The following is a 20,734-nucleotide window of genomic DNA, read 5'->3' on the forward strand; positions in this document are numbered from 1 at the left end:
TTACAAATATCTGTACTGCCCGCCACCAAAAGTTAGCCTAAACTGCCAAATATGTAGCCAAAATAACCACGAGTGGTTACGAATATTGGTAGCAAATAATAAGTAGTACACAAATGATAAAGGGGGAATGTTTAAATTAGTAAACTTATTACCTATAATAATGAGGAATACCGGTTCGCCACTTACAAAGATCAGTCAGCACGGTCAGTTGCCTATCAGGATCGTGTCTCCAGCTTTTGGTCATATTGTAGAGAAAGATGGTAATTATAACCCTACAGAAAGGTTACCATATTATTTTATGGTTTTTATGCTGGATGGTAACAGCCGGTATGGTGTGGATTTAGAGAAGTTTGATGTAGGTAAAAACGAATTGCTTTTTATTCAGCCTAACCAAATCCGGCACTTTCCCGCCAGGTCGCACGGCAATAACTATTATAAATTGGGGTTCGATGAAGATTGCCTTTCTAAACTGCCCAGGCAATACCCCTTTCTTTTAAATCCACTTAATCAGCAAAAAATAAATTTTACGCAGGCTGCCGCTATCAGGCTTCAATCGGTTTTCGAAATTTTGTCAAACTTGTTAAGAACGCCCGATACAGAAGCGGAATTGATACTGGCCCATTTAAACTGTTTGCTTACCGAGATCAACACGGCTTATTTTGTAGCCACCGGCAAACCAGCCGACGATAAGCTGGCAAAGTTTATTGGCTTTAAGGTTTTTGTAGAAAACAATTTTACCGATCATCCCACCATTAGGAACATTGCGGAAGAGCTGGCACTAAGTACAGATAGCCTGTATGAAATTGTTAAACAATACTCGGGTTTATCGCCAAAGGAATTTATGACCAACCGGCTGATCATGGAAGCCAGGCGCCGCATATATTATGGTGAACGCTCATCTGTAAAGACATTGGCTTATGATCTTGGGTTTAACGACCCCGATTATTTTTCGCGCCTGTTTAAAAAGGTCACCGGTAAAACGGTTGCCGGGTTTTTCCGGGATTTGTCCTGAATTTGCCGTCTTTCGTCCTGCATAGTTTGCAGCCCTCTCATCACCTTTGTTCATCAAATAAATCTACAAGATATGAACAAACGATCTGGAAAAATACTGCTAACTGGCGCAACCGGGCTGGTAGGTGCTCGGCTTCTGCCGCGTTTAACAGAGGCGGGGTGGCAGTGCAACGTGCTTGTGCGCGGCGGTAAGGAAGTGCCCACAGGCGCACTGGCTATTGAGGGCGACCTGTTTAACGCCGAATCGCTTAAGCAGGCTGTACAAGGCGTATCGGCCATTATCCATCTGGCGGCGGTATTCCGCACACAGGATATGGATCTGATCTGGAAAAGTAACCTCGAAGGTACGCGTAACCTTATAGCCGCTGTAAAAGAGCAGTCTCCGCATGCACGGTTTATACTCGCAAGCACATCTAACGTTTACAATAAGAACAACCCGCATCCGGGGCGCGAAGATGATGCCGTAGAACCGGAACAAGCTTACCCTGCCAGTAAAGTAGCGGCAGAAAAAGAGTTGCAGCAAAGCGGGCTCAATTGGTCGGTGCTGCGGTTCCCATTTGTTTATGGGGATGGCGACGGGCATCTGGAGATGCTGCCAGAACATGCAGTGGCGGCGAAATGGCACCCGGCAATGAAAATGAGCACTATTCATCATCGCGATATTGCCACTGCCATGGACATAGCCTTATCCGGGAAGATGGATGGACGCATTGTTAATATTACTGATGAAGCGCCAATGTCCATCTATGAATTGGTTCAGCTTGTGGGCGGGCGTTTAGCATCATCATCGGCCCCGCTTCAAAATCCGTGGCACCTGCATGCCGACGCATCACTGGCACGAAGCCTGGGTTTTAATGCATCTGTACGGACGGTTTACCAGGCGGCGCAGCAAAAACTTTTATAAACGGTTAGGTAAACAAGCAAGTACTTTAATCTTAATTACAAGTTGTAGCAACAAATTTTAGGACAAAATACTTTGCAAAAATGAGATGAAACGCGCGTAGGTCTTTTTAAATAAAAAATATAACTTGCATAATAACCAATTAGTAATGCAAGAGTATAGCGAGCTGTTTGATTTTAGCCCTGTACCCATGTGGGTATATGATATACGTGACCTTAGCATATTGGCGGCCAATAAAGCTGCATGCAAAGACTATGGTTATACGGCTGAAGAATTTACATCACTTACAGTTGAGGTGTTATGGCCCGAGGAAGATAAAGCGAAAATGTTAAGTGTAACGGCAGAGCGAATAAGCAAAACAGTTACCGACCAACTAATAGTTAGGCACATAACCAGGAGCGGTAAAATTTTGGAAGTAGAGATTACCTCTCAGCCATATAAAGCATGGCATGATAATGCACGTGTTATTATGGCGCTTGATGTGACAGATAAATTGCATGCCATACGGGCGGCTAAATTAGTTGGCGAGTTTGATATGCTGGAAAGGAATATTCTGGCGCTTAACTCTAAAGACGATACCTCTACACGGCAGGTTTTAACTACTTATCTGGCTGGTATAGAAAGCTTGTTTCCGCAATTAGCCTGTTGTGTTATGCGTGTTAAAAATAACAAGATCTACCATTGGGCCTCGGCCTCGTTACCATTAAATATCATAAACGAGTTTGATAATGTTGAGATCAATGAACATGCCGGCTCATGCGGTACCGCGGCTTATTTAAAGGAAAAGGTTATTGTAACAAACGTTATTACCGATGCGCGCTGGGAGCAGTATAAGGAGGTTGCTGTAAACGCGGGGTATTTGTCCTGCTGGTCATATCCGCTAATAGGGTCCGATCAGCAGGTGATGGCAACCTTCGCTATCTACAACCGAAAAACCGGCGGGCCAAGCGAACTGGAGCAAATGATCATTGCGCGTGCCACAGGGCTCCTTACTATTTTATTAGAAGTTAGGCTGTATGCCGAAATGCTTGAAGAAACCCATAAACTTATGGGGCAGGGGCAGGAACTGGCGCAGTTCGGTAACTGGTCGTGGGATATTGTTGATAACCTGGTAAGCTGGTCTGATACGTTGTACGATATATACGGGATAAAAAGGAGTGCTTTTGAAGCTAATTTCGAAGGTTATCTAAAAATGCTCCATCCTGCAGACAGGGGGCGTGTAACGGAGATCATTTACGGTGTAATGCAAAGCAGGAATGATGTTGAGTTTGAGGAACGCATTATAAGGCCCGGCGGAGAGTTGAGGTATTTGAGTTCGTGGGCAACCCTTAAGTGCGATGAAGAAGGGCGGCCTGTTAAAATGATAGGGGCTTGCCTGGATATATCTGACTGGAAGAAACACGAAAGACAGTTGCAAAAGAGCAACGATAGGTACGAATACATTAGCAAAGCAAGTAAAGACGCTGTTTTTGATGTAGACCTTACAGAAGATCATATTAGCTGGGGCGATGGTTTTTTGCGGGTGTTTGGTTATAATGTAGGCGAAAGGAAATTTTCGTTACAAGAGTGGGCGCAACTGGTTCATCCGGATGATGGGGCCTACATCAGCGCGGATCTGCAACGAGCGCTGAACGACAGGAAAAGGATGTCGTGGACACGCGAATACAGGCTTAAACACCTTGATGGGTATTACCTGCAGGTAGAAGCAACCGGTTACATATTGCGTAATAAAAAAGGCACAGCAACCCAGATGATAGGTGTTGTACGCGATATTACAGAGCGGTATGAAACGGCAAGGGCTTTGGCCGCGTCAGAAAAGCGATACAGCGATCTGTTCCACATGAGCCCGTTACCTATGTGGGTTTATGATATTGATACTTACAGGTTTCTTGATGTAAATAAGGCCGCTGTTAAAGTTTACGGGTACACCAAAGAAGAATTCCTGAGCATGACCATTATGGGTATCAGGCCCAAGGAAGATATTAAAGTGGTAACCGGTCATCTCAAAAATAATATTAGACCGGGCAGGTATTACTCTTCTATGGCCCGCCACTTAAAAAAGAATGGCGAAATTATGCTTGTAAATGCTAACGGCAATTCTATTAGTTATAACGATCGCCCCGCAAGAATGATAGTTGTAGTGGATATTACCGAAAAAGTGCGTGCCCGCGAGGCCCTCGAAAAAAGTGAACGGCGCTTTAAGCAATTGATCCAGGAAGGATCGGACCTTATTGCGATATTAAGTGAAGAAGGTAAATTAAAATACGTAAGCCCTACTGCCGAAAGGATACTGGGTGTTGACGTTGAGGAGTTGATAGGGCAGGAGGGTATAAGTTTTATCCATACAAACGATATCTATGAAGTAAAGCGAGGGTTTGCACAGTTAGAGTACTTTAAACGGGTTGAGTTAGCGCCCTTCCGCATTTTTAACTCGCGGCAGCAGGTACTTTGGATGGAAACGATCATCACAGATATGCGGGATGATGAAACGGTAGGCGGCATTATTATAAACGCGCGCGATGTAACGCAAAGGGTCTTGTCCGAATGGCAAAATAAAGAAATGCTGGAGCGATATAATATTGTGGCTAAAGCAACCAGTGATACTATTTGGGACTGTAACCTTCAAAACAATGAGGTTAACTGGAACCACGGTATCAAAAACATGTTTGGATATGAGCATCCCGCCGGTACCTTCAGTTGGTGGCAGGAACATGTGCATCCTGATGACCTAAAAAAAATAACAGACCTTGTCGAAGCTAAAAAGCAAAGCGGCGAAGAACGCTGGAGCAGCGAATATCGTTTTAGGTGTGCAGATGGCAGCTATAAATTTGTGTTCGACCGCGGCTTTTTGTTATTTGATAGCTCGGGCAGGCCGGTACGAATGATAGGTGCTATGCAGGATATTACCGAGCGGATGAACTACATCCGGGAAATGGAGGAAAATAACAAAAAACTTATGGACATAGCCTGGACACAGGCTCATTTGGTACGCGGCCCGCTGTCGCGGATCTTAGGCATTAGTGATTTGCTAAGATCTGGCGATAACGATCCCGAAACAAGTGCCAGGCTGCTCGAGTATCTTACCATGTCGGCCGAAGAATTGGATAAAATAGTGAAAACTATTATCGAAAAAGGCGAGTAAATATAATGATCTAGGCTCATGCTTTGAAGCGTATAGCAACTAAAAGAGGCATCAGATAATTTCTGATGCCTCTTTTGGTAAATGCACCTGTACTGTATAAACCATAATAATGTTATTGTTGTACTTTTCATTAACAACTAAAAGGATTTGTATGTAAGACACACAAAAAAGGCTTTACGAATTTTCGTAAAGCCTTTTTTATTATTAAAGTGGAGAATATCGGAGTCGAACCGATGACCTCTTGCATGCCATGCAAGCGCTCTAGCCAGCTGAGCTAATCCCCCGTTTGAGGATGGCAAAAGTAGCAAAATTTGTTAAACGTCAAAACTCTTGTTGCATTTATCTTAACTGTTTTTAAAAATCTTTTAAAAAAGTAAAGCCCCTGATGGGCAGGGGCCTTTACTAACCAATTATAAACCTAAATTATGAGAAGACTTGTTTGTTATTTTTAATAGTGTAAAAGTAACACTAAGTTTTAATATGCAAAGAATTTATTTGTAATTTTTTTGTAACCTTTTAAGAGATACGCCATATAAATTATTGCATTTACAATATTACAACATTTACACTAATAATGTTTGATATTCGCGTCGTTATTTAAAATTAAGCGGTAATTCGTTGGTTATTAAATACTAAATTTAAAAAAATCTTATTTTTAACCTGAGATTAACTTGTATTTAATATAATTTTAATGTTTTTACGCTGATTGTTACGTTTTAGATGATCATATTTAATTAAAAAAACGATTTTTAGAGGCTGTGGTGTCAGTAAGATTAGATGTTTTTCGCATAAATGGGTTTTTGCAGTCCTGTTTTGATGATTAGCGATGGTTTTAAACGTGAAAGATTAAGAAACTTACATAAATAAAAAAAGCGGCATTACCTTAGTAACGCCGCTTTGCATTGTGATAGGTTTAAGTGTTAATTATTTTGTACCAGCACATTACTAAAAACCAAATTGGTTTGCAATCCGCATTCGCGTAATAGTTTGTTGTGGTCGTACTGGCATTGTTTATAAAACTGAGGGTACAGGGCGGCTATGTTTTGATCGCCCAGTATAAGGGATAATAGTATAACTTTAGATAGCCGCTGCTCGCCTGCTACCTGCAAATGTGTTTTAGTATCCTCAATAATGTGTGTGTATTTCTTTAGCTGTAAGTTGTGTTTTATCCGGAGGGCAAAAAAAACATTCTTCATGTTGCCGGTAAAAGCGGCTGCGTTTTTTTTGTAGGATGCCGAAAAGCTATTGTATATATAGGCTACCTCATCAGCATTACCCAGCCTGTAGTTACATTCGGCAATAATAGCGTTTATAAAAAAGGTGTAGCCGTTAATATCATTTAGGTCGCTTGTTTTGTAATGCTTTTCTAACGTGTTTACAAACCGTAGCGTTTTTTGATACTTTTTAGTAAGTAATAAAGTATAAGCGCCCAATAAATATATCAGATCGTTAGATGCATGGTCTTCAAAATATTTCCCTTCAACCGGTGGGTTAAAGTAAAACTTGGTTAGGTCCTCAAATACTTCGCTGCTAATTTCGTTATGTGTAAAATAGGCATACAGGGCATTTATGCATTTGAGGGGGTTTATGGCAAACCTGTTATAATCTTCTGCCGGTATCTTACTTAACTTATCTATGTAGAGGGCCATGTCAGCTACATCTAAGCGCATAATGGCCGAGCATGCAAGCGCGGTATAAACCATAATACGTTTACGGTTCGATAACCCGAATTTAAGCAGGCTATCAAGTGTTTTATTATACACTACGTTAATAAACTCAAGCCCAAAAAAGTATTTAAATAATTGCGGGCTGCAATCCTGTTTAAAGTATTGTATCAGTTCTTCGGGATTATCGGCTGATGCGTATTCTTTTTGAAGCAGATCTCCAATGAAAATGATCAGGTCCGATTTTTCGTTTAAACTTAATTGCAGTTGAGAAAGCACCTCAAAGCTTTTTTGCTGTCCTGTTTTTATCGTATAAATAATACACCATTTTAAAATAGGTAGTTTACGCGTACTGTTTGCAAACTGGCTGTTAAGTTCCTGTATCAATACAGCATCAAACACAAAATTATTTTTATGAAGTAAAGTTTTGGCGATGGTATATTCTAAAAAATCGTTATTAGGGAACTGGATGTAGGTATTGTAATGCAGATCTGTGCTGTTATTTAATTCGCGTATAAACCCAATACTTATCAATTCGTTATAAGCGGCAGCATATTGCTTAATAAGGCCGTTTATATTGGTTTTTATAACTTCAAATTTACCGTTTCCAAAATCCATTTGTTCAACCAGGCCTCTAAGCAGCAAAATTTTTTCAGCAGAATGTTGGCCCAGGTAAACCTTGTTTAAAATAAAGGTGGATATTAATTCATAAGCGCAAACATGATCAAGATCGTTTAACGAAAAATCATCCTTGTGTTTTTTGTAATAAAACTGAAAATACAGCGGGTGATTAAGTTTGTTGGCCATATCAGCCGTAATCAAGTTCTTTACAGCCGGGTTTATGTTAAGGCAAAGCTCTTTAATTTCCTGTATGCTAAACAACGGCGTATTGGTAGCCCAGCTATCGTTATGTATAAAACTTTTAAGCCATTTATTGTTGCCGTTATCAAGCTCGTGCTTATTATTTATCCACGTTGCCGACCGCATGGTTAATATTAATTTAAACCATGGTGCAGCTTGATACAGGGCGAAAATGTCTATCAGTTGGTTAAGCAGTAACTTAAACTGCTCGGGTTTATATAAGTACTCATCAAAATCATCAATAATTAAAAAGAAGTTGCCGCCTTTTTTATCCCGGGTATTTGCCAGCGCAGACACATCCTCATAGGGCGAATATCCAAGTAATGCTAAAAGCCAGTGGTTAAGGTCTCGGCTGCTTAAAAAAACGTTCATTAGCGCGCTGGTGCTAAAAAAGAGGATCGCATCATTTGTTTCGCCGTGAGTGTTAAGTCTAATACGTTCTTCAACCCAGTGGCAAAGGCCAATAGTTTTTCCGTAACCCGCGGGCGCAGCTATTACGGTGGCAGTATAATCGCCGTTTAAAAATTCGTTAAAATGATCGTTAAGAAATTCTCGTTTAATGGTTTGATCATATGGTATGCCAGATTTATTACGAAGTACCTGTAAGGTGGAGTTTGTTATTTTACCGGCATTAAGTTTTAAATTATCCCAGGTGTAAAGGGCGTTATAGGGGTGTTTGACTACTGCGGTATCCTGTTTTTGGCAAAAATCTTCCCAGCCGCGGTATCCGCAATATTTAGCCATTACATCAATAGTAAATAACGAGGGTTTAAACCTGCTGTATGCAAAGCCGTAGATGCGTTTAAGTGTGGTTTCGCTAATGCTGAACTTTGTTTGAACGAAGATCTGGTTTGATATTACTTTACAATCGCAGGGGTTAATGGCGTTAAAGCCAGATGCTATTAAAACAGATTCTTTTAGCGCTTCGTAATGTTGAGGTAGCAATGAAGTCATACTCGGCAGTTATTGATCGGCTAAATTCTTGTTAATATTTTATGATATAACAAGTTGAATGCACTGGCGTACGGTCAGGTTTTCTGATACGTCACCTTTAGCTACGCTTTTGCCTGTATTATACTCTTGCGCAACCATATGCAACTTTTCTTCCAGTTGCCTGCAGCGTTCATCATCATGGTAGCCTATTGCTTTTAAAGAGGTGTTAGTTAATAGGTTGTAGGAATGTTCAACCGGTAAACCGCATATATGTAAAATGTCGTATTTTATTTGGTTGCTGATAAAAACTAAATCCATCGCTTTAAAACTTTTCAGTAATATTTTAATTTATACGTAAATATAAACATTACGTTGTCTAAAAAAATTCCTCAAAGTATTTGGATGGTTGTCTTTTTTATCTAAAGAGAAATATTTCGTTAATTTTTAAACAATTGCTCAAGAATATTAGGTGTTGGGAAACTTATTAATCAAAAGTATTGCAAAACGGGGCTTCGGGTGTTTTTACGTTATTTTAAAATCAGGTATAAATACGTGGTTTTAAATGGCGGCTTCAACCAACCTGTGTTTAAGTGCGAAAAGCACTAAGCCGGCGGTATTACGGCACTTAACCTTGTTAATAAGCGCATTGCGGTGCCCCTCTACGGTGCGCACACTTAAATATAATTCGGCGGCAATTTCGGCGTTGTTCAGTTCCTTGCAAATTAAATTAAGTACCTGCCCCTCGCGTTTAGATAAGGTTATCTGCATACCTTTTAATATATCCTGCGAGTTAGCGCGATGGTTTGCGCTGTTACTTAATGCCTTTATAACATCGGCATTAAAGTAAAATCCATTTTTATAAACTGTATTTATGGTTAGCAGTAACTCATCCTTGTCGCAATTTTTTAACAGGTATGATGATGCGCCGCCATCAATCATTTGGGTTATAAGCGTTTCATTGGCGTGTACGGTTAAAATAATAACCTTTATAGCAGGGTGATGCTTGTGAAGGTATTTATTAAGTTCAATGCCGTTCATCCCCGGCATATCCATGTCTATAATAGCTATATCCGGCTGTATTTTAAATGTTTTAAGTGTATCAATAAATGCTTGTCCGCTTATACACTCAGCAATAAGTTTAAAGTTTTCGATAGAGTTTACCAGCAAGGCCAGGCTTTGCCTAAACAGGTTTTGATCGTCTACTATGGCTATACTTATTTCTGTCATGTTTATACGGTAACTATCGGGCATTCAATTCTTATCTGGAAGCCATTACCGGCAGCTGATTGCAGGTTATATGTCGCATTTATATTTAACAGGCGGCTCTCTATATTTTGCATCCCCATGCCCTTTTTGGCAGTTTCTATATCGCCCGGCAGGCCTTTGCCATTGTCGGCATAATCTATTGTTAACACTTCGCCATTGGTTTTAAACCCAATATCAGCTTTGCTTGCGCCGGAATGTTTAATGGTATTGTTTAACAATTCTTCCATAACCCTATATATGGCTGTTGATGTTGTTATGGGCAGTTTTTCCAGCACCTGCTCTGCAGTATTATTAAGCGTTAGTTGTAATTTGCCCGATTGATTGATGATGGTGCAATGCTCGTTTATGGCCGCTGCAAGCCCGTAATACCGTAATGTTGTTGGCGACAGGTTGTGCGATATATTACGAACATCCTTTACAATTTTATCAATGATAGTTTTGGTAGATTGAGTGAAATCCTGGTAGTTTTTATCTTCGCCGCCGGTTGGTTTAAACATCTCTACCAATAACCGCAGGCCGGAAATGGTTGTACCAACATCGTCGTGCAGGTCCTGCCCAATGCGCTTGCGCTCGGCCTCCTGCGATTCAATAACCGCTTTTAACAATTCTTTTTGATGCGCGATTTGGGCCTGTTGAAATTGCTGCCGCTGTTTCAATAATTTGTTTTGGTTGCGTATAGAAAAAAGAATGAATGATACCACCAGTAAAAAGGTACCAATCATCCCTAATGCTACTAATATAAAGATATTGTCTGTCGTGTTCTGCATTTATAAAACCCTACGGCAATTAAAAGATATTCAAATATCAATATAGTATCATGTATGGCCCAAACCAGGCGGCTAATATCAGGGCTTGCAAGCAAGTAATTAGAAAAAATGAACATGAACAGGCAGCTTGCAAAATATAAAAGTATGCCTGTATTTATCCAGTTGTAAATATTGCCGCCCCAGCTTTGCTCGTCGTTTTGCTGTTTAAGTATAAATAGCAGGCTGTAAACAATAATAATTATTGCGCCTAACGGCCTTGTATAGGTGTTAAATTCAATTTTATTCTGAATAAATAAAAAGTTTACTATACATAAAGCTGTAAAACCGATGATCAACCCTAAAAATATGCCCCGTTTTTTTTTGCTGAAAAACATGCTGTAAAAAAGCGAATGGAACATAAATTCAACAATTGCATACACATGCAACATCCATAATGTGGTATGATGCGTTTGTATCAGGATAATAGACAATAAATTAAAAGCACTTGAAAAAACGAGATACCAGAAAATTATTTTTAAAGGTTTTGTTAATTGGTTAAAGTTAAGCAGCGCGAATGCTATGGGTATCAGCACAGTAGGCGGCACTACATAAAATGCGTATATATTAAAAACAGTACTGTTCATAAGCCTTAAATATATACATAAAGCTTATGAACATAAATGGTAATTGTAAATTACATGTCTAACGTATCACCCGGCGGCGGGCTTGTTACACAAGTTGGCGGGCATGATGTGGTCATATCATAAATATTGCTTTGCGTTTCGCCAATTGTGCCGCCTGCAAGTTGTACGGTGTGCACTTCCTGGCCACTCACCATAGGCACCAGCATGAGTTGGGCGCTTAGCGGGTCGCCGGCATCTTTTAAACCAATAAAGGCTTTAACAGATTCGGCTGTTGGGTTGTAAAGTAAAATGTTTTGAAAATCCATAATGGGGATATCAAATGAGCGGGTAACAAAGTCTGAAGTGGCTGTTACGAGGTAATCTCGCCAGTTAGCAGCCCATTCTTTAGCAGTTGCAACGGGGATGGTACCGTCAGGATCAGTAGTTGGCATAATAAAATTTAATTAAGGGGGTTAAAAATTAAATAATGTTTCTGATGATTTTGGGACGTACACCCACCTGAAATGTAAATTTCATTTTTAATAATTGTGATATACGGCCAAGCCGGGGCAAATTAATAAATTCAAACAGTTGTTTTATTAACGCCAAAACCAATGAACAAAATGAACAGACGATACCTTATACGTCTGTATTAAAAATTGGTTATAACAAAAAAACCTCGCCGTTAACGGCGAGGTTTTTTTGTACTTCTTGTATGTTATTGCGCGTTGTGGTAGCCGGCATCTGGCCTGGCTTGCTGTACAACCTGCTCCACCTTATCGGTAGCATAGGCTTTTGCCTTGTCAAACCACTCGGGAGCATCCTCGGTAATGTCATCAAGGATCGAACGGCCATTAGGGCCTTTTTTAGTAATATAGTTTATTCCGTATCCAATTGCGGCACCCACCGCTATAAATTTTAATAAGCCCATGTTTTTATAATTTAAGTAAATGTATATAAGTTTAATTACAAGTATAATGCCAAAGAGCCGGGCTTATTACAGGTTATATATAAAATAACTGATGGTGTTGGTGGCAGAATGATGTCAGTAGTTTACACATTAAATGCTTGATTATTAAATCGCTATGAAAAATAGGCTGGTTGTGCAAACGTGAACGTGAACAAAAGGTGTCAGATATGCCAATAAATATATTGTTTGGGTGGTTAATGAAATTAACCGATAGGAGAAAATGCTTTGTTAAAAGAAGTTATAATGTAATTTTCTTCATTACCACAAACTAAAACCTGCCGCATAAGTTGTAGGGGCATAAATTCAGATACATGGAAAATTTTACGATGATACAGTTCTTTGAATGGTACTCTCCCGGCGACGGAAGCCTGTGGGAACATTTAAAGAACGAAGCCGGGCGGTTAAAGAGTATAGGTATAGACGCGGTATGGTTGCCGCCGGCCCAAAAAGGCGCGGCAGGCGGCTACTCTGTAGGGTATGATGTGTACGATATATATGACCTTGGCGAGTTTGACCAAAAGGGATCGGTACGTACCAAATATGGTACAAAGCAACAGATGCTTGATGCGGTAAATGCTGCAAAAGAGGCCGGCTTAAATGTATATGTTGATGTTGTGCTGAACCACATGGGCGGTGCAGACGAAACCGAAAAAGTTACTGTGCGCAAGGTTAACCCCGAAAACCGTAACGAGTTTATCAGCGAGCCATACGAGATAGAGGCGTTCACCAAGTTTACCTTCCCGGGCAGGCAGGGGCAGTACTCGCAATTTGTTTGGGACTGGCAATGCTTTACCGGGGTTGACCATGATAACGCTACCGGCGAGAATGCTATTTTCAGTATTCAAAACCAATATGGCGAGGCCTGGGAGGATGTTGTAGGCAACGAGAACGGTAACTTTGACTACCTGATGCTGGATGATATTGATACCCGAAACCCCGCCGTGCGCGACGAATTGAAGCGCTGGGGTAAATGGTATTACGATACTGTGGGCTTTAACGGTATGCGCCTGGATGCCATTAAACACATCTCTTTCGATTTTTATAACGACTGGCTGGACCACATGCGTAACGAAACCGGCCAGGAACTGTTTACCGTTGGCGAATACTGGGCGTACGATGTGGGCTTATTGCAGGAATATATTGAAGCTACCGCCGGCCGCATGTCGCTTTTTGATGCACCGTTGCATAATAATTTGCACCAGGCATCTATGCAAGGTAATAATTACGACCTGACCACTATATTTGATAATACGCTGGTTGCGGCTAATCCGGATAAGGCAGTAACGCTGGTAGAAAACCACGATACTCAGCCACTACAATCGCTAACCCAACCCGTAGATTATTGGTTTAAACCCATAGGTTACGCGCTCATTTTGCTGCGCGAGAGCGGGTACCCATGCGTGTTTTACCCCGATCTGTACGGCTCAAAGTATACAGATAAAGGTGATGATGGCAACGACCACGAGATTATACTGGCCCCGGTTACCGAATTGGAGGGCCTGTTGCATATCCGTAAGTATATTGCCTACGGCCAGCAGCGCGATTACTTTGACCACCCCAACTGTATAGGCTGGACCCGCGAAGGCGATGATGAACACCAAAACTCGGGCTGCGCTATAGTTATATCTAATAGCGAGGAAGGGAACAAAAGAATGGAGATCGGCCAGCGCCACGCGGGCAAAACATTTGTAGATTATCTTGGCAAGCACGATGCCGAAATAACAATAGGTGATGATGGCTGGGCCGAATTTTTTGTACGCCCGGGCTCGGTGTCCGTTTGGGGAGTAAAAAAGTAATTACTTTATTAAAATAACCTATTTTAGGCCGCGATAGCAATGTCTCGGCCTTTATTGCTTATAACTTTTTATCTCACAAAACGGTTTTAATTAAACACGGCGGAAATCTGGATTTTATTTATGCATAAATTGGGGAATTAAGGCAACACATGGTGCAAATGCTTCACAGCAGCTTTCGTGCATCACGGGCGGCAACCCTAATAACCGTAGCTTTATTTTTATTTTGGTAAAAATAGTGTACCTTATATGTCAGCCGGAGTGGGGGAGTTTCTAACGTTTATTATCGGTAAAATAGGAGCATAGGTGGCTTGGGCATTGATTTTAAAATAAAACAAAGGCGGGTAGGCGGTGGACAGAACGGTGGTTGATACTGCGCACGGTCTGATTTTTGCAAGCCGTGGCAGCAACAGCACAATTATAGGGAGGATACAATATAGCAGCTTATACTGTTAGCCTAAATCCGATTGGAATAATATGGCTTGCTTAATTAAGAAATAAATAAACTATTTATACAATTATGATCACTTCATTAGTAACCGGCGGCGCGGGATTTATTGGCTCGCATGTAGCAAAGCATTGTTTAAATCTGGGGCATAAAGTTGTTGTACTGGATGACCTGAGCGGCGGGTTTGAAGATCATGTGCCCGAAGGTGTTGAGTTTATAGTGGGGTCTATAAATGATGTGGTGCTTTTAGAGGGTTTATTTGAAAAGCATAAGTTTGATTATGTGTATCACCTTGCTGCTTACGCGGCCGAGGGCTTGTCGCACTTTATCCGCAGGTTTAATTATAATAATAACCTCATAGGTTCGGTAAACTTAATTAACCTTGCTGTATTGTATAAGGTTAAATGTTTCGTGTTCACCTCTTCTATAGCGGTGTATGGTGCAGGCCAGCTGCCTATGTTAGAAAGTATGGTGCCCCAGCCCGAAGACCCATACGGTGTGGCTAAATACGCGGTTGAGATGGACCTGAAAGCGGCTAAACACATGTTCGGTTTAAACTCGGTGATCTTCCGCCCGCATAATGTTTATGGCGAGAACCAGAATATCGGCGATAAGTATCGCAACGTTATCGGTATTTTTATGAACCAGATCATGCAGGAAAAACCGATGACCATTTTTGGCGATGGCGAACAAACCCGCGCATTTAGTTATATTGATGATGTTGCCCCGCACATTGCAAATTGCGTTAACATACCTGCTGCCTATAACGAAGTGTTTAACGTAGGCGCCGACAGACCCTACACGGTTAACGAACTGGTGCAGGTAGTTGCAAAAGAACTTGGCGTACAGCCCAAGGTTACCCATCTTGAAGCCCGTAAAGAAGTATTGCACGCGCACAGCGACCATTCAAAGGCAGCAAGCGTATTTGGTAACAGCAAAAATGTTAGCCTTGAAGAAGGTATTGCCAAAATGGCTGCCTGGGCAAAAGTGGTTGGCTCACGCGCGAGCGCCGAGTTTGAAAACATTGAAATTGAGGAAAACCTGCCGCAGGGCTGGAGCAAGAAAAAGGCTGTTTAATTCGTAAAAAAGATTATCGCTTTTTCGGTAAACATTTATATTTTTGTGGCAAATAAATAAGCAAATGCAAAATTCAACAGAGAACGCCAATTCAGTTAGTCACTATACATTTTTAGTTATTACCGTAATTATCGGTTTAGTAGGTGTGTACTTACGCTTTGCAGAATTTCCTCACGCTACCCTTATCTCTAACATCATATTGTTATTCGCTTCTATCATTTGCCTTAAAGCAGTTTTTGGTATCCTGAAGTAAGCAATTAAGAAAAGATATAATAGAAAAGCGCTACCGGTTTCGGCAGCGCTTTTTTTATAGTTTCGGCTGTAGAAACCGGTAAGTCGTTAGCTATTATTTGACACACACACAGTATGGGTGAAACTTGGGTCGTCCGGGCAATTTTCAGATGTGCATTTCTTCCCATCACCGCATTCATGATTTCCTATTACGCATGCGTTTGTACAAGCTGGCGGCTTTACAACGCCCCCCAATACATTTTTCATTTCTGTTCTGCTTAGTTTTTCAAACTTTTTCATAAACGTTAATGTATATCTCCTTACTTTTTCGCCTCATGCATGGGTTTCAGAAGAATTAAGCCCATTGTATGATATAAGTAGCTTATTTTGAAAGAGTTTTGATTTTTTGAAAATATTATCGTTTCAGTTAATGCCTGTTCGATTTTAATGAACATATCGTAGGCGCTATTCTTCAACATTCTTAGGTCTGTATTTGGATTCGTTCAGTATCTTCTGCGCATCCTTCTCGCTCATTAGCTGTTGCAGTGTAACGTTAGGGTGCTTATCCATATATTGCTTAACAATTTGCCAGCCTGTCCAAACACCAAGTTTGGGTGCCGACTCATTATTGTCGCCAAGGCCGGGAGTAAAGGGTGCTTCGTTAAGATACTTTTGAATTTTTTGATAGTCGGTTTCATAAAGCAGGTTCTCCTCCAAAAAAAACTGCCAGATGTTACCTTTAAAGTCTTCGCACCATTTTAGTTGCTGGGCGGTGTAACCAATCTTGGTAGAATCGGGCACATCGGGTAAGGTTTGGTCCATAAAATATAATATTTTACCGTTATAAACCATTTTAGAAAGCAGCGAGTTATCGCGGTCGTCTTCGGGGAACATATCCTCGCGGGCTAAACCTTCTACAACTCGCGGTGCAATGTTATCTGGCGTAAACCTACGCGACAGGTAATGAGGGAAACTCTCTACCAGCGCCGGATAAAATTTTGAATCGGCACCCAGGAAAAGGTCTAACCCGATACCAAAATAACCGTCGCCAATAGTGGTTTGCGCCTGGAAACCCGAAAAGTAGGCATATACCTTTGGCAGCCTTTTTTGCGGATAGTAGTATTTAATTCTGCGAAAGGCATCTGTAAGCTCAGCATCCTGTTTATCCATATTAGGATAGGCCGCGTCAACATCATGTTTAAGATCTTTGTATGCCTTACCGGCAAAAACATCGCGCAGGTTTTTGTAATAAATCGTATCGGCAGTACTGCCAAGTTTTAAAACGCGTTCAATAAAGTCCTGGTAAAATGTGCCGTATTTTGTCTGCAGGGCAATTACCTGTGGCGTTAATGGTTTTGTACGAAGGAGGTCAAAGTCCTTATCAAACCGTTCAATTTTAACGTTAACGGGTATGTTGCTTACATCTATTTTTTTATTTGGCTTACATGCGGCAATTATTAAGCATATTAAAAAACATGTGTTAATAAGCGTTGTTTTATAAGAATTAAACATCATAAATAGCGTTTTAGCAAAAATAATTTTTTTATTTGCATTAGGGTGGATAGGTGAGTGGTTAAGCAGTGAATGGTTGCATTCTTTTACCGGCTTACTTACTTACCGGTAAAGCTCAATATTTACTAAGCATATGAAGATAGCGTTAGCCCAGCTTAATTATCACATAGGGAACTTCGAATCTAACACGAATAAGATCATTACCTCCATTCGCGAAGCAAAGCAAACCGGTGCCGACCTGGTTGTTTTTGCGGAACTGTGCGTTTGCGGCTATCCCGCGCGTGATTTTTTGGAGTTTAATGAATTTATTAGCCTTTGCGATGATGCCGCTAAAAAAATAGCTGCTGAATGTAATGGTATTGCATGTATAATAGGCTTGCCAACCCCTAACCATAACCCTGAGGGTAAAGACCTTAATAATTCCGCATATTTTATTGACAACGGCGAGATAAAAGCGGTAGTAAATAAAGCCTTGCTACCTAATTACGATATTTTTGACGAGTACCGTTATTTTGAGCCATCTACCAGTTTTAGCTGTATAGATTTTAAGGGAAAGCGTATAGCGCTAACTATTTGCGAAGACCTATGGAACACTATAGAGAACCCGCTTTATGTAACCCGCCCGATGGATACGCTAATACAGCAAAAGCCGGATGTGATGATCAATATTGCGGCATCGCCTTTTGCCTATAACCACGATGAGGAGCGAATTGCCATCTTAAGCGATAATGCCCGCAGGTATAACCTGCCGCTTTTTTATGTAAACCACGTTGGCGCGCAAACCGAACTGATATTTGACGGCGGATCTTTAGTTTTTGATAATACCGGTAAAATAGCCGATGAGTTACCATATTTTACAGAGAATACCGCTTATTATACCTTACAGGATGATGCCAGCATCACCTTTGAGCATCAAACAACACAAAAGGCCGAGCGCCAGAGCGATATAGAGCAAATCCATCAGGGGTTAATCTTGGGTATCCGCGATTATTTTTATAAATCCGGGTTTAAACAGGCTATACTTGGCCTTTCGGGCGGGATAGACTCTGCCGTTGTATGCGCGCTGGCAGCCGAGGCATTAGGTGCAGAGAATGTAATGGCGGTATTATTGCCGTCTAAATTTTCCAGCGATCATTCACTTAAAGATGCCGAAGATCTGGTAGCTAACCTGGGCTGTAAATCGGAAACGATAGCTATCGAAAAAATTACCGACGCGTTTGAGGGCGCTCTTCACCCGCAGTTCAATAATCTGCCATTTAACATTGCTGAAGAAAATATACAGTCGCGCAGCAGGGCGGTGTTGCTGATGGCTATGTGCAATAAATTTGGTTACATACTGCTTAATACATCAAACAAAAGCGAAGCTGCCGTAGGGTATGGTACCCTATATGGCGATATGTGCGGCGGTATCTCGGTTATTGGCGATGTGTTTAAAACACAGGTTTTTGAATTAGCCCGCTATATTAACCGCGACCGTGAAATTATCCCAGTAAACACTATTGTTAAACCACCATCTGCAGAGTTAAGGCCGGATCAAAAAGACACCGATTCTTTACCGGAGTACGATATTTTAGATGCCATACTGGTGCAGTATGTAGAAAACCGCCGCTCATCTGCTGAGATCATTCAGCAGGGGTTTGATGATGCTGTAGTACACAAAGTGTTACGCTTAGTTAACCTGGCCGAACACAAACGCTACCAAACCCCGCCAATTTTACGCGTATCGCCAAAGGCATTTGGTATGGGCAGGCGTATGCCAATTGTAGGTAAATACCTTACATAGCCTGTTAATTATTGCTTAGTATAAGTGGTTGCCCGTTGATATTTGGTTTAGAAGCATAAGCCCATACAAACTTGCCATCTGTAACCTTAAACTTTAGGTATCACAGGTCGTGTTTGGCTATCATATTTTGGGAGGTAACATTGCCTGTGGTTTTTACCTTAAATATGTTGTGTGTTTTTCCTTTAGTAAAAAGGGCGTTTTTAAACAAATCGCCGGTTACTAATACGGTAGATGCATTGCTTTTAAAATAGTTTAGTTTTTTAAGATCAAAAAATTGCTCGTCGCGGATGTCTATCACACCGGCTTCTGCGGGGTATTTCATTATCTCGGCCATGTTTGTTCCGTTCTCTTCATAAAAATTTATAAGCAAAACAAAGTTGTTATCCTTTATCTGGGGCAGCAGTTCTTTAACAAAAGCATCTACCGATGGGGCAGGTATAACTGCAGGTACATCTACAGGTTTAACCGTAAGGGGGGCAGCAGCTGCGACTGGTTTGGGTGTGCGTACAGCTTTTTTGCGTACCTGTGCCAATGAGATCTGGGTTGCGAATGCTAAGAACAATAATAAATAAAAGTGTTTTTTCATGTTGTTAATAAGTGTTTTAGGAGGCCATAATTTACAAAAATTTATCTTTTAGCCTATAAAATATAATATGTGCTGCTGCGTATTATGATAGCTAATGAATGATTGTTATTTTTATGGTTTCTAAAGAATATCCAGCCATTAACCGCATGCTGATTTTTTTAGATTTTTAATAAAACAGATTAAACCTTTGTAAAATAATTAGTCTAAGGCTTATATATAACTGGTGAGGCAATGAAAAAATATATTTATCTAACGCTGACGGTGGCTTTCGTATCGCTGCTATCGGCCTGTAGCAGCTACAACTACTACACTGCTGCGCAAAACAAAACAAACCTATCGTCTTACAAAACCTTTGCCTGGGCTGCCCAGCAAAAGAACCCAAACAAACAGTGGCGCCCGCTTGATGAGATTGGCAATGGCAAATTACAGGAAGCTACCAGGCAGGCGCTTGTTAGTAAAGGCTTAACCTTAGAAAATCAAAATCCCGACCTGCTGGTGCGTTATGCAACTGTTACCGGCCGTGGCAGTAAAACAGAGTTTTATTCTCCTTACTACGGTGGCGGCTTTTATGGCGGTTGGGGTTATGGCGGCTGGTACAGGCCGTGGGGCTTTGGTTTTGGCTGGGGTGGCCCATGGGGACCCTGGGGTTACGGCGGTTGGGGACCAACCTACGCGCAAAAGGTGCACTATAAAGAAGGTACCATTATTATCGACCTTATTGATAGTAAAACACAGCAAGTGGTATGGCGCGGTTATGGTGTTGGCGAGCTGCATAACCCAAAACAAACCATGCGCGATATACCCAAAGTGGTTGAAGGCATAATTAAACAGCTGGATTTAACGCCACCAATGCGCAGGTCATAAAAAACAATCAATAAAAAAGGGATGCAATTTGCATCCCTTTTTTATTGAACTTTATAAGATAATAGTAGGCCTGTTTATTACGCCCCGAAATCTACCGTAAACGATTTAACATTAGGCGGACAGCGCTTTTTGCTTATGGTACATTTTATAGGCACCAAAAATAACAAAGGCAAATACTAAAACGTAAACCCAGGTATCTAAAGGGCATGGTTCGTCATCATCTGCACCACTACAAGGGTTAGTTATTTGGGCGTAAGAAACGGTGTGTATTATTAACAGGGTAAATAACGCTAAGGTATTCTTCATCTTTTGCACTTTTCTTG

General features: G+C 41.1%; 19 protein-coding genes and 1 tRNA gene. 8 read left to right on the forward strand and 12 right to left on the reverse strand.

Annotation, left to right across the window (positions count from 1 at the left end; genetic code table 11):
* The first annotated feature begins 160 nt into the window (after positions 1-160).
* From ACFQZI_RS11920 to ACFQZI_RS11930, 3 genes are all read left to right on the forward strand, one after another.
* The gene (locus ACFQZI_RS11920; RefSeq protein ID WP_377142781.1) at positions 161-1,012 is read left to right on the forward strand and encodes a helix-turn-helix domain-containing protein; all 852 of its coding nucleotides are present in this window, start codon (positions 161-163) and stop codon (positions 1,010-1,012) included.
* A 72-nt stretch (positions 1,013-1,084) separates the two neighbouring features.
* Complete coding sequence (locus ACFQZI_RS11925; RefSeq protein WP_377142782.1) at positions 1,085-1,915, forward strand: NAD-dependent epimerase/dehydratase family protein; 831 nt, start codon at positions 1,085-1,087, stop codon at positions 1,913-1,915.
* A 145-nt stretch (positions 1,916-2,060) separates the two neighbouring features.
* Complete coding sequence (locus ACFQZI_RS11930) at positions 2,061-5,054, forward strand: PAS domain S-box protein (RefSeq protein ID WP_377142783.1); 2,994 nt, start codon at positions 2,061-2,063, stop codon at positions 5,052-5,054.
* A 210-nt stretch (positions 5,055-5,264) separates the two neighbouring features.
* On the opposite strand, the gene ACFQZI_RS11935 is transcribed toward ACFQZI_RS11930, so the two are convergent.
* From ACFQZI_RS11935 to ACFQZI_RS11970, 8 genes are all read right to left on the reverse strand, one after another.
* Positions 5,265-5,338 (reverse strand) — tRNA-Ala (locus ACFQZI_RS11935).
* A 636-nt stretch (positions 5,339-5,974) separates the two neighbouring features.
* Complete coding sequence (locus tag ACFQZI_RS11940) at positions 5,975-8,533, reverse strand: hypothetical protein (RefSeq protein WP_377142784.1); 2,559 nt, start codon at positions 8,531-8,533, stop codon at positions 5,975-5,977.
* Positions 8,534-8,572: 39 nt separating this feature from the next.
* The gene (locus ACFQZI_RS11945) at positions 8,573-8,830 is read right to left on the reverse strand and encodes a hypothetical protein (RefSeq protein WP_377142785.1); all 258 of its coding nucleotides are present in this window, start codon (positions 8,828-8,830) and stop codon (positions 8,573-8,575) included.
* A 240-nt stretch (positions 8,831-9,070) separates the two neighbouring features.
* Positions 9,071-9,739 carry a response regulator gene (locus ACFQZI_RS11950; protein WP_377142786.1) on the reverse strand — a complete coding sequence of 223 codons (669 nt, stop codon included), beginning with the start codon at positions 9,737-9,739 and terminating at the stop codon, positions 9,071-9,073.
* 2 nt (positions 9,740-9,741) lie between these two features.
* The gene (locus ACFQZI_RS11955; RefSeq protein ID WP_377142787.1) at positions 9,742-10,545 is read right to left on the reverse strand and encodes a sensor histidine kinase; all 804 of its coding nucleotides are present in this window, start codon (positions 10,543-10,545) and stop codon (positions 9,742-9,744) included.
* Entirely contained in the window at positions 10,512-11,168 is a 657-nt protein-coding gene (locus ACFQZI_RS11960; protein ID WP_377142788.1) for a hypothetical protein, read from the reverse strand. The genes ACFQZI_RS11955 and ACFQZI_RS11960 overlap by 34 nt, the downstream gene beginning before the upstream one ends.
* A gap of 50 nt (positions 11,169-11,218) precedes the next feature.
* Positions 11,219-11,599, reverse strand: coding sequence for a hypothetical protein (locus ACFQZI_RS11965; protein ID WP_377142789.1), 381 nt, complete (start codon positions 11,597-11,599; stop codon positions 11,219-11,221).
* Positions 11,600-11,865: 266 nt separating this feature from the next.
* Positions 11,866-12,078 (reverse strand): YtxH domain-containing protein, encoded by a 213-nt coding sequence (locus ACFQZI_RS11970; RefSeq protein WP_377142790.1) that lies wholly within the window; start codon positions 12,076-12,078, stop codon positions 11,866-11,868.
* A gap of 350 nt (positions 12,079-12,428) precedes the next feature.
* Between ACFQZI_RS11970 and ACFQZI_RS11975 the strand changes: the two genes are divergently transcribed.
* From ACFQZI_RS11975 to ACFQZI_RS11985, 3 genes are all read left to right on the forward strand, one after another.
* Entirely contained in the window at positions 12,429-13,913 is a 1,485-nt protein-coding gene (locus tag ACFQZI_RS11975; RefSeq protein WP_377142791.1) for an alpha-amylase, read from the forward strand.
* A gap of 517 nt (positions 13,914-14,430) precedes the next feature.
* Complete coding sequence (locus tag ACFQZI_RS11980) at positions 14,431-15,435, forward strand: NAD-dependent epimerase/dehydratase family protein (RefSeq protein ID WP_377142792.1); 1,005 nt, start codon at positions 14,431-14,433, stop codon at positions 15,433-15,435.
* A gap of 64 nt (positions 15,436-15,499) precedes the next feature.
* Complete coding sequence (locus ACFQZI_RS11985) at positions 15,500-15,688, forward strand: hypothetical protein (protein ID WP_377142793.1); 189 nt, start codon at positions 15,500-15,502, stop codon at positions 15,686-15,688.
* Positions 15,689-15,774: 86 nt separating this feature from the next.
* Here ACFQZI_RS11985 and ACFQZI_RS20880 read toward each other — a convergent pair whose 3' ends face one another.
* Both ACFQZI_RS20880 and gldB read right to left on the reverse strand, forming a co-directional pair.
* Positions 15,775-15,966 (reverse strand): bacteriocin-like protein, encoded by a 192-nt coding sequence (locus tag ACFQZI_RS20880; protein WP_449288974.1) that lies wholly within the window; start codon positions 15,964-15,966, stop codon positions 15,775-15,777.
* Positions 15,967-16,131: 165 nt separating this feature from the next.
* A complete protein-coding gene (gene gldB, locus ACFQZI_RS11990; RefSeq protein WP_377142794.1) occupies positions 16,132-17,181 on the reverse strand; it encodes a gliding motility lipoprotein GldB in 1,050 nt (349 codons plus the stop codon).
* Between the two features lie 130 nt (positions 17,182-17,311).
* Here gldB and ACFQZI_RS11995 point away from each other — a divergent pair, with 130 nt between their 5' ends.
* Positions 17,312-18,961: an NAD+ synthase gene (locus tag ACFQZI_RS11995; RefSeq protein ID WP_377142795.1), complete on the forward strand. Its 1,650-nt coding sequence runs from the start codon at positions 17,312-17,314 to the stop codon at positions 18,959-18,961.
* 100 nt (positions 18,962-19,061) lie between these two features.
* On the opposite strand, the gene ACFQZI_RS12000 is transcribed toward ACFQZI_RS11995, so the two are convergent.
* On the reverse strand, positions 19,062-19,547 hold the full coding sequence (locus tag ACFQZI_RS12000) for a hypothetical protein (protein WP_377142796.1): 486 nt from the start codon (positions 19,545-19,547) through the stop codon (positions 19,062-19,064).
* A 231-nt stretch (positions 19,548-19,778) separates the two neighbouring features.
* On the opposite strand from ACFQZI_RS12000, the gene ACFQZI_RS12005 reads away from it, so the two are divergent.
* The gene (locus ACFQZI_RS12005) at positions 19,779-20,411 is read left to right on the forward strand and encodes a DUF4136 domain-containing protein (protein WP_377142797.1); all 633 of its coding nucleotides are present in this window, start codon (positions 19,779-19,781) and stop codon (positions 20,409-20,411) included.
* A gap of 111 nt (positions 20,412-20,522) precedes the next feature.
* Here ACFQZI_RS12005 and ACFQZI_RS12010 read toward each other — a convergent pair whose 3' ends face one another.
* Complete coding sequence (locus tag ACFQZI_RS12010; RefSeq protein ID WP_377142798.1) at positions 20,523-20,717, reverse strand: hypothetical protein; 195 nt, start codon at positions 20,715-20,717, stop codon at positions 20,523-20,525.
* Positions 20,718-20,734: the final 17 nt, after the last annotated feature.

The sequence above is a fragment of the Mucilaginibacter lutimaris genome (assembly GCF_042676625.1).
Taxonomy (GTDB): Bacteria; Bacteroidota; Bacteroidia; order Sphingobacteriales; family Sphingobacteriaceae; genus Mucilaginibacter; species Mucilaginibacter lutimaris.

Bases quoted from the DNA above. Each gene is read 5' to 3' on its own strand.
- ACFQZI_RS11985 (WP_377142793.1), top strand. From the start codon at position 15,500: ATGCAAAATTCAACAGAGAACGCCAATTCAGTTAGTCACTATACATTT.
- ACFQZI_RS11960 (WP_377142788.1), bottom strand. From the start codon at position 11,168: ATGAACAGTACTGTTTTTAATATATACGCATTTTATGTAGTGCCGCCT.
- ACFQZI_RS11930 (WP_377142783.1), top strand. From the start codon at position 2,061: ATGCAAGAGTATAGCGAGCTGTTTGATTTTAGCCCTGTACCCATGTGG.
- ACFQZI_RS11945 (WP_377142785.1), bottom strand. From the start codon at position 8,830: ATGGATTTAGTTTTTATCAGCAACCAAATAAAATACGACATTTTACAT.
- ACFQZI_RS11975 (WP_377142791.1), top strand. From the start codon at position 12,429: ATGGAAAATTTTACGATGATACAGTTCTTTGAATGGTACTCTCCCGGC.
- ACFQZI_RS11920 (WP_377142781.1), top strand. From the start codon at position 161: ATGAGGAATACCGGTTCGCCACTTACAAAGATCAGTCAGCACGGTCAG.
- ACFQZI_RS20880 (WP_449288974.1), bottom strand. From the start codon at position 15,966: ATGAAAAAGTTTGAAAAACTAAGCAGAACAGAAATGAAAAATGTATTG.
- ACFQZI_RS11955 (WP_377142787.1), bottom strand. From the start codon at position 10,545: ATGCAGAACACGACAGACAATATCTTTATATTAGTAGCATTAGGGATG.
- ACFQZI_RS11970 (WP_377142790.1), bottom strand. From the start codon at position 12,078: ATGGGCTTATTAAAATTTATAGCGGTGGGTGCCGCAATTGGATACGGA.
- ACFQZI_RS11995 (WP_377142795.1), top strand. From the start codon at position 17,312: ATGAAGATAGCGTTAGCCCAGCTTAATTATCACATAGGGAACTTCGAA.
- ACFQZI_RS11950 (WP_377142786.1), bottom strand. From the start codon at position 9,739: ATGACAGAAATAAGTATAGCCATAGTAGACGATCAAAACCTGTTTAGG.
- ACFQZI_RS12005 (WP_377142797.1), top strand. From the start codon at position 19,779: ATGAAAAAATATATTTATCTAACGCTGACGGTGGCTTTCGTATCGCTG.
- ACFQZI_RS11980 (WP_377142792.1), top strand. From the start codon at position 14,431: ATGATCACTTCATTAGTAACCGGCGGCGCGGGATTTATTGGCTCGCAT.
- ACFQZI_RS11965 (WP_377142789.1), bottom strand. From the start codon at position 11,599: ATGCCAACTACTGATCCTGACGGTACCATCCCCGTTGCAACTGCTAAA.
- ACFQZI_RS12010 (WP_377142798.1), bottom strand. From the start codon at position 20,717: ATGAAGAATACCTTAGCGTTATTTACCCTGTTAATAATACACACCGTT.
- gldB (WP_377142794.1), bottom strand. From the start codon at position 17,181: ATGATGTTTAATTCTTATAAAACAACGCTTATTAACACATGTTTTTTA.
- ACFQZI_RS11940 (WP_377142784.1), bottom strand. From the start codon at position 8,533: ATGACTTCATTGCTACCTCAACATTACGAAGCGCTAAAAGAATCTGTT.
- ACFQZI_RS11925 (WP_377142782.1), top strand. From the start codon at position 1,085: ATGAACAAACGATCTGGAAAAATACTGCTAACTGGCGCAACCGGGCTG.
- ACFQZI_RS12000 (WP_377142796.1), bottom strand. From the start codon at position 19,547: ATGAAAAAACACTTTTATTTATTATTGTTCTTAGCATTCGCAACCCAG.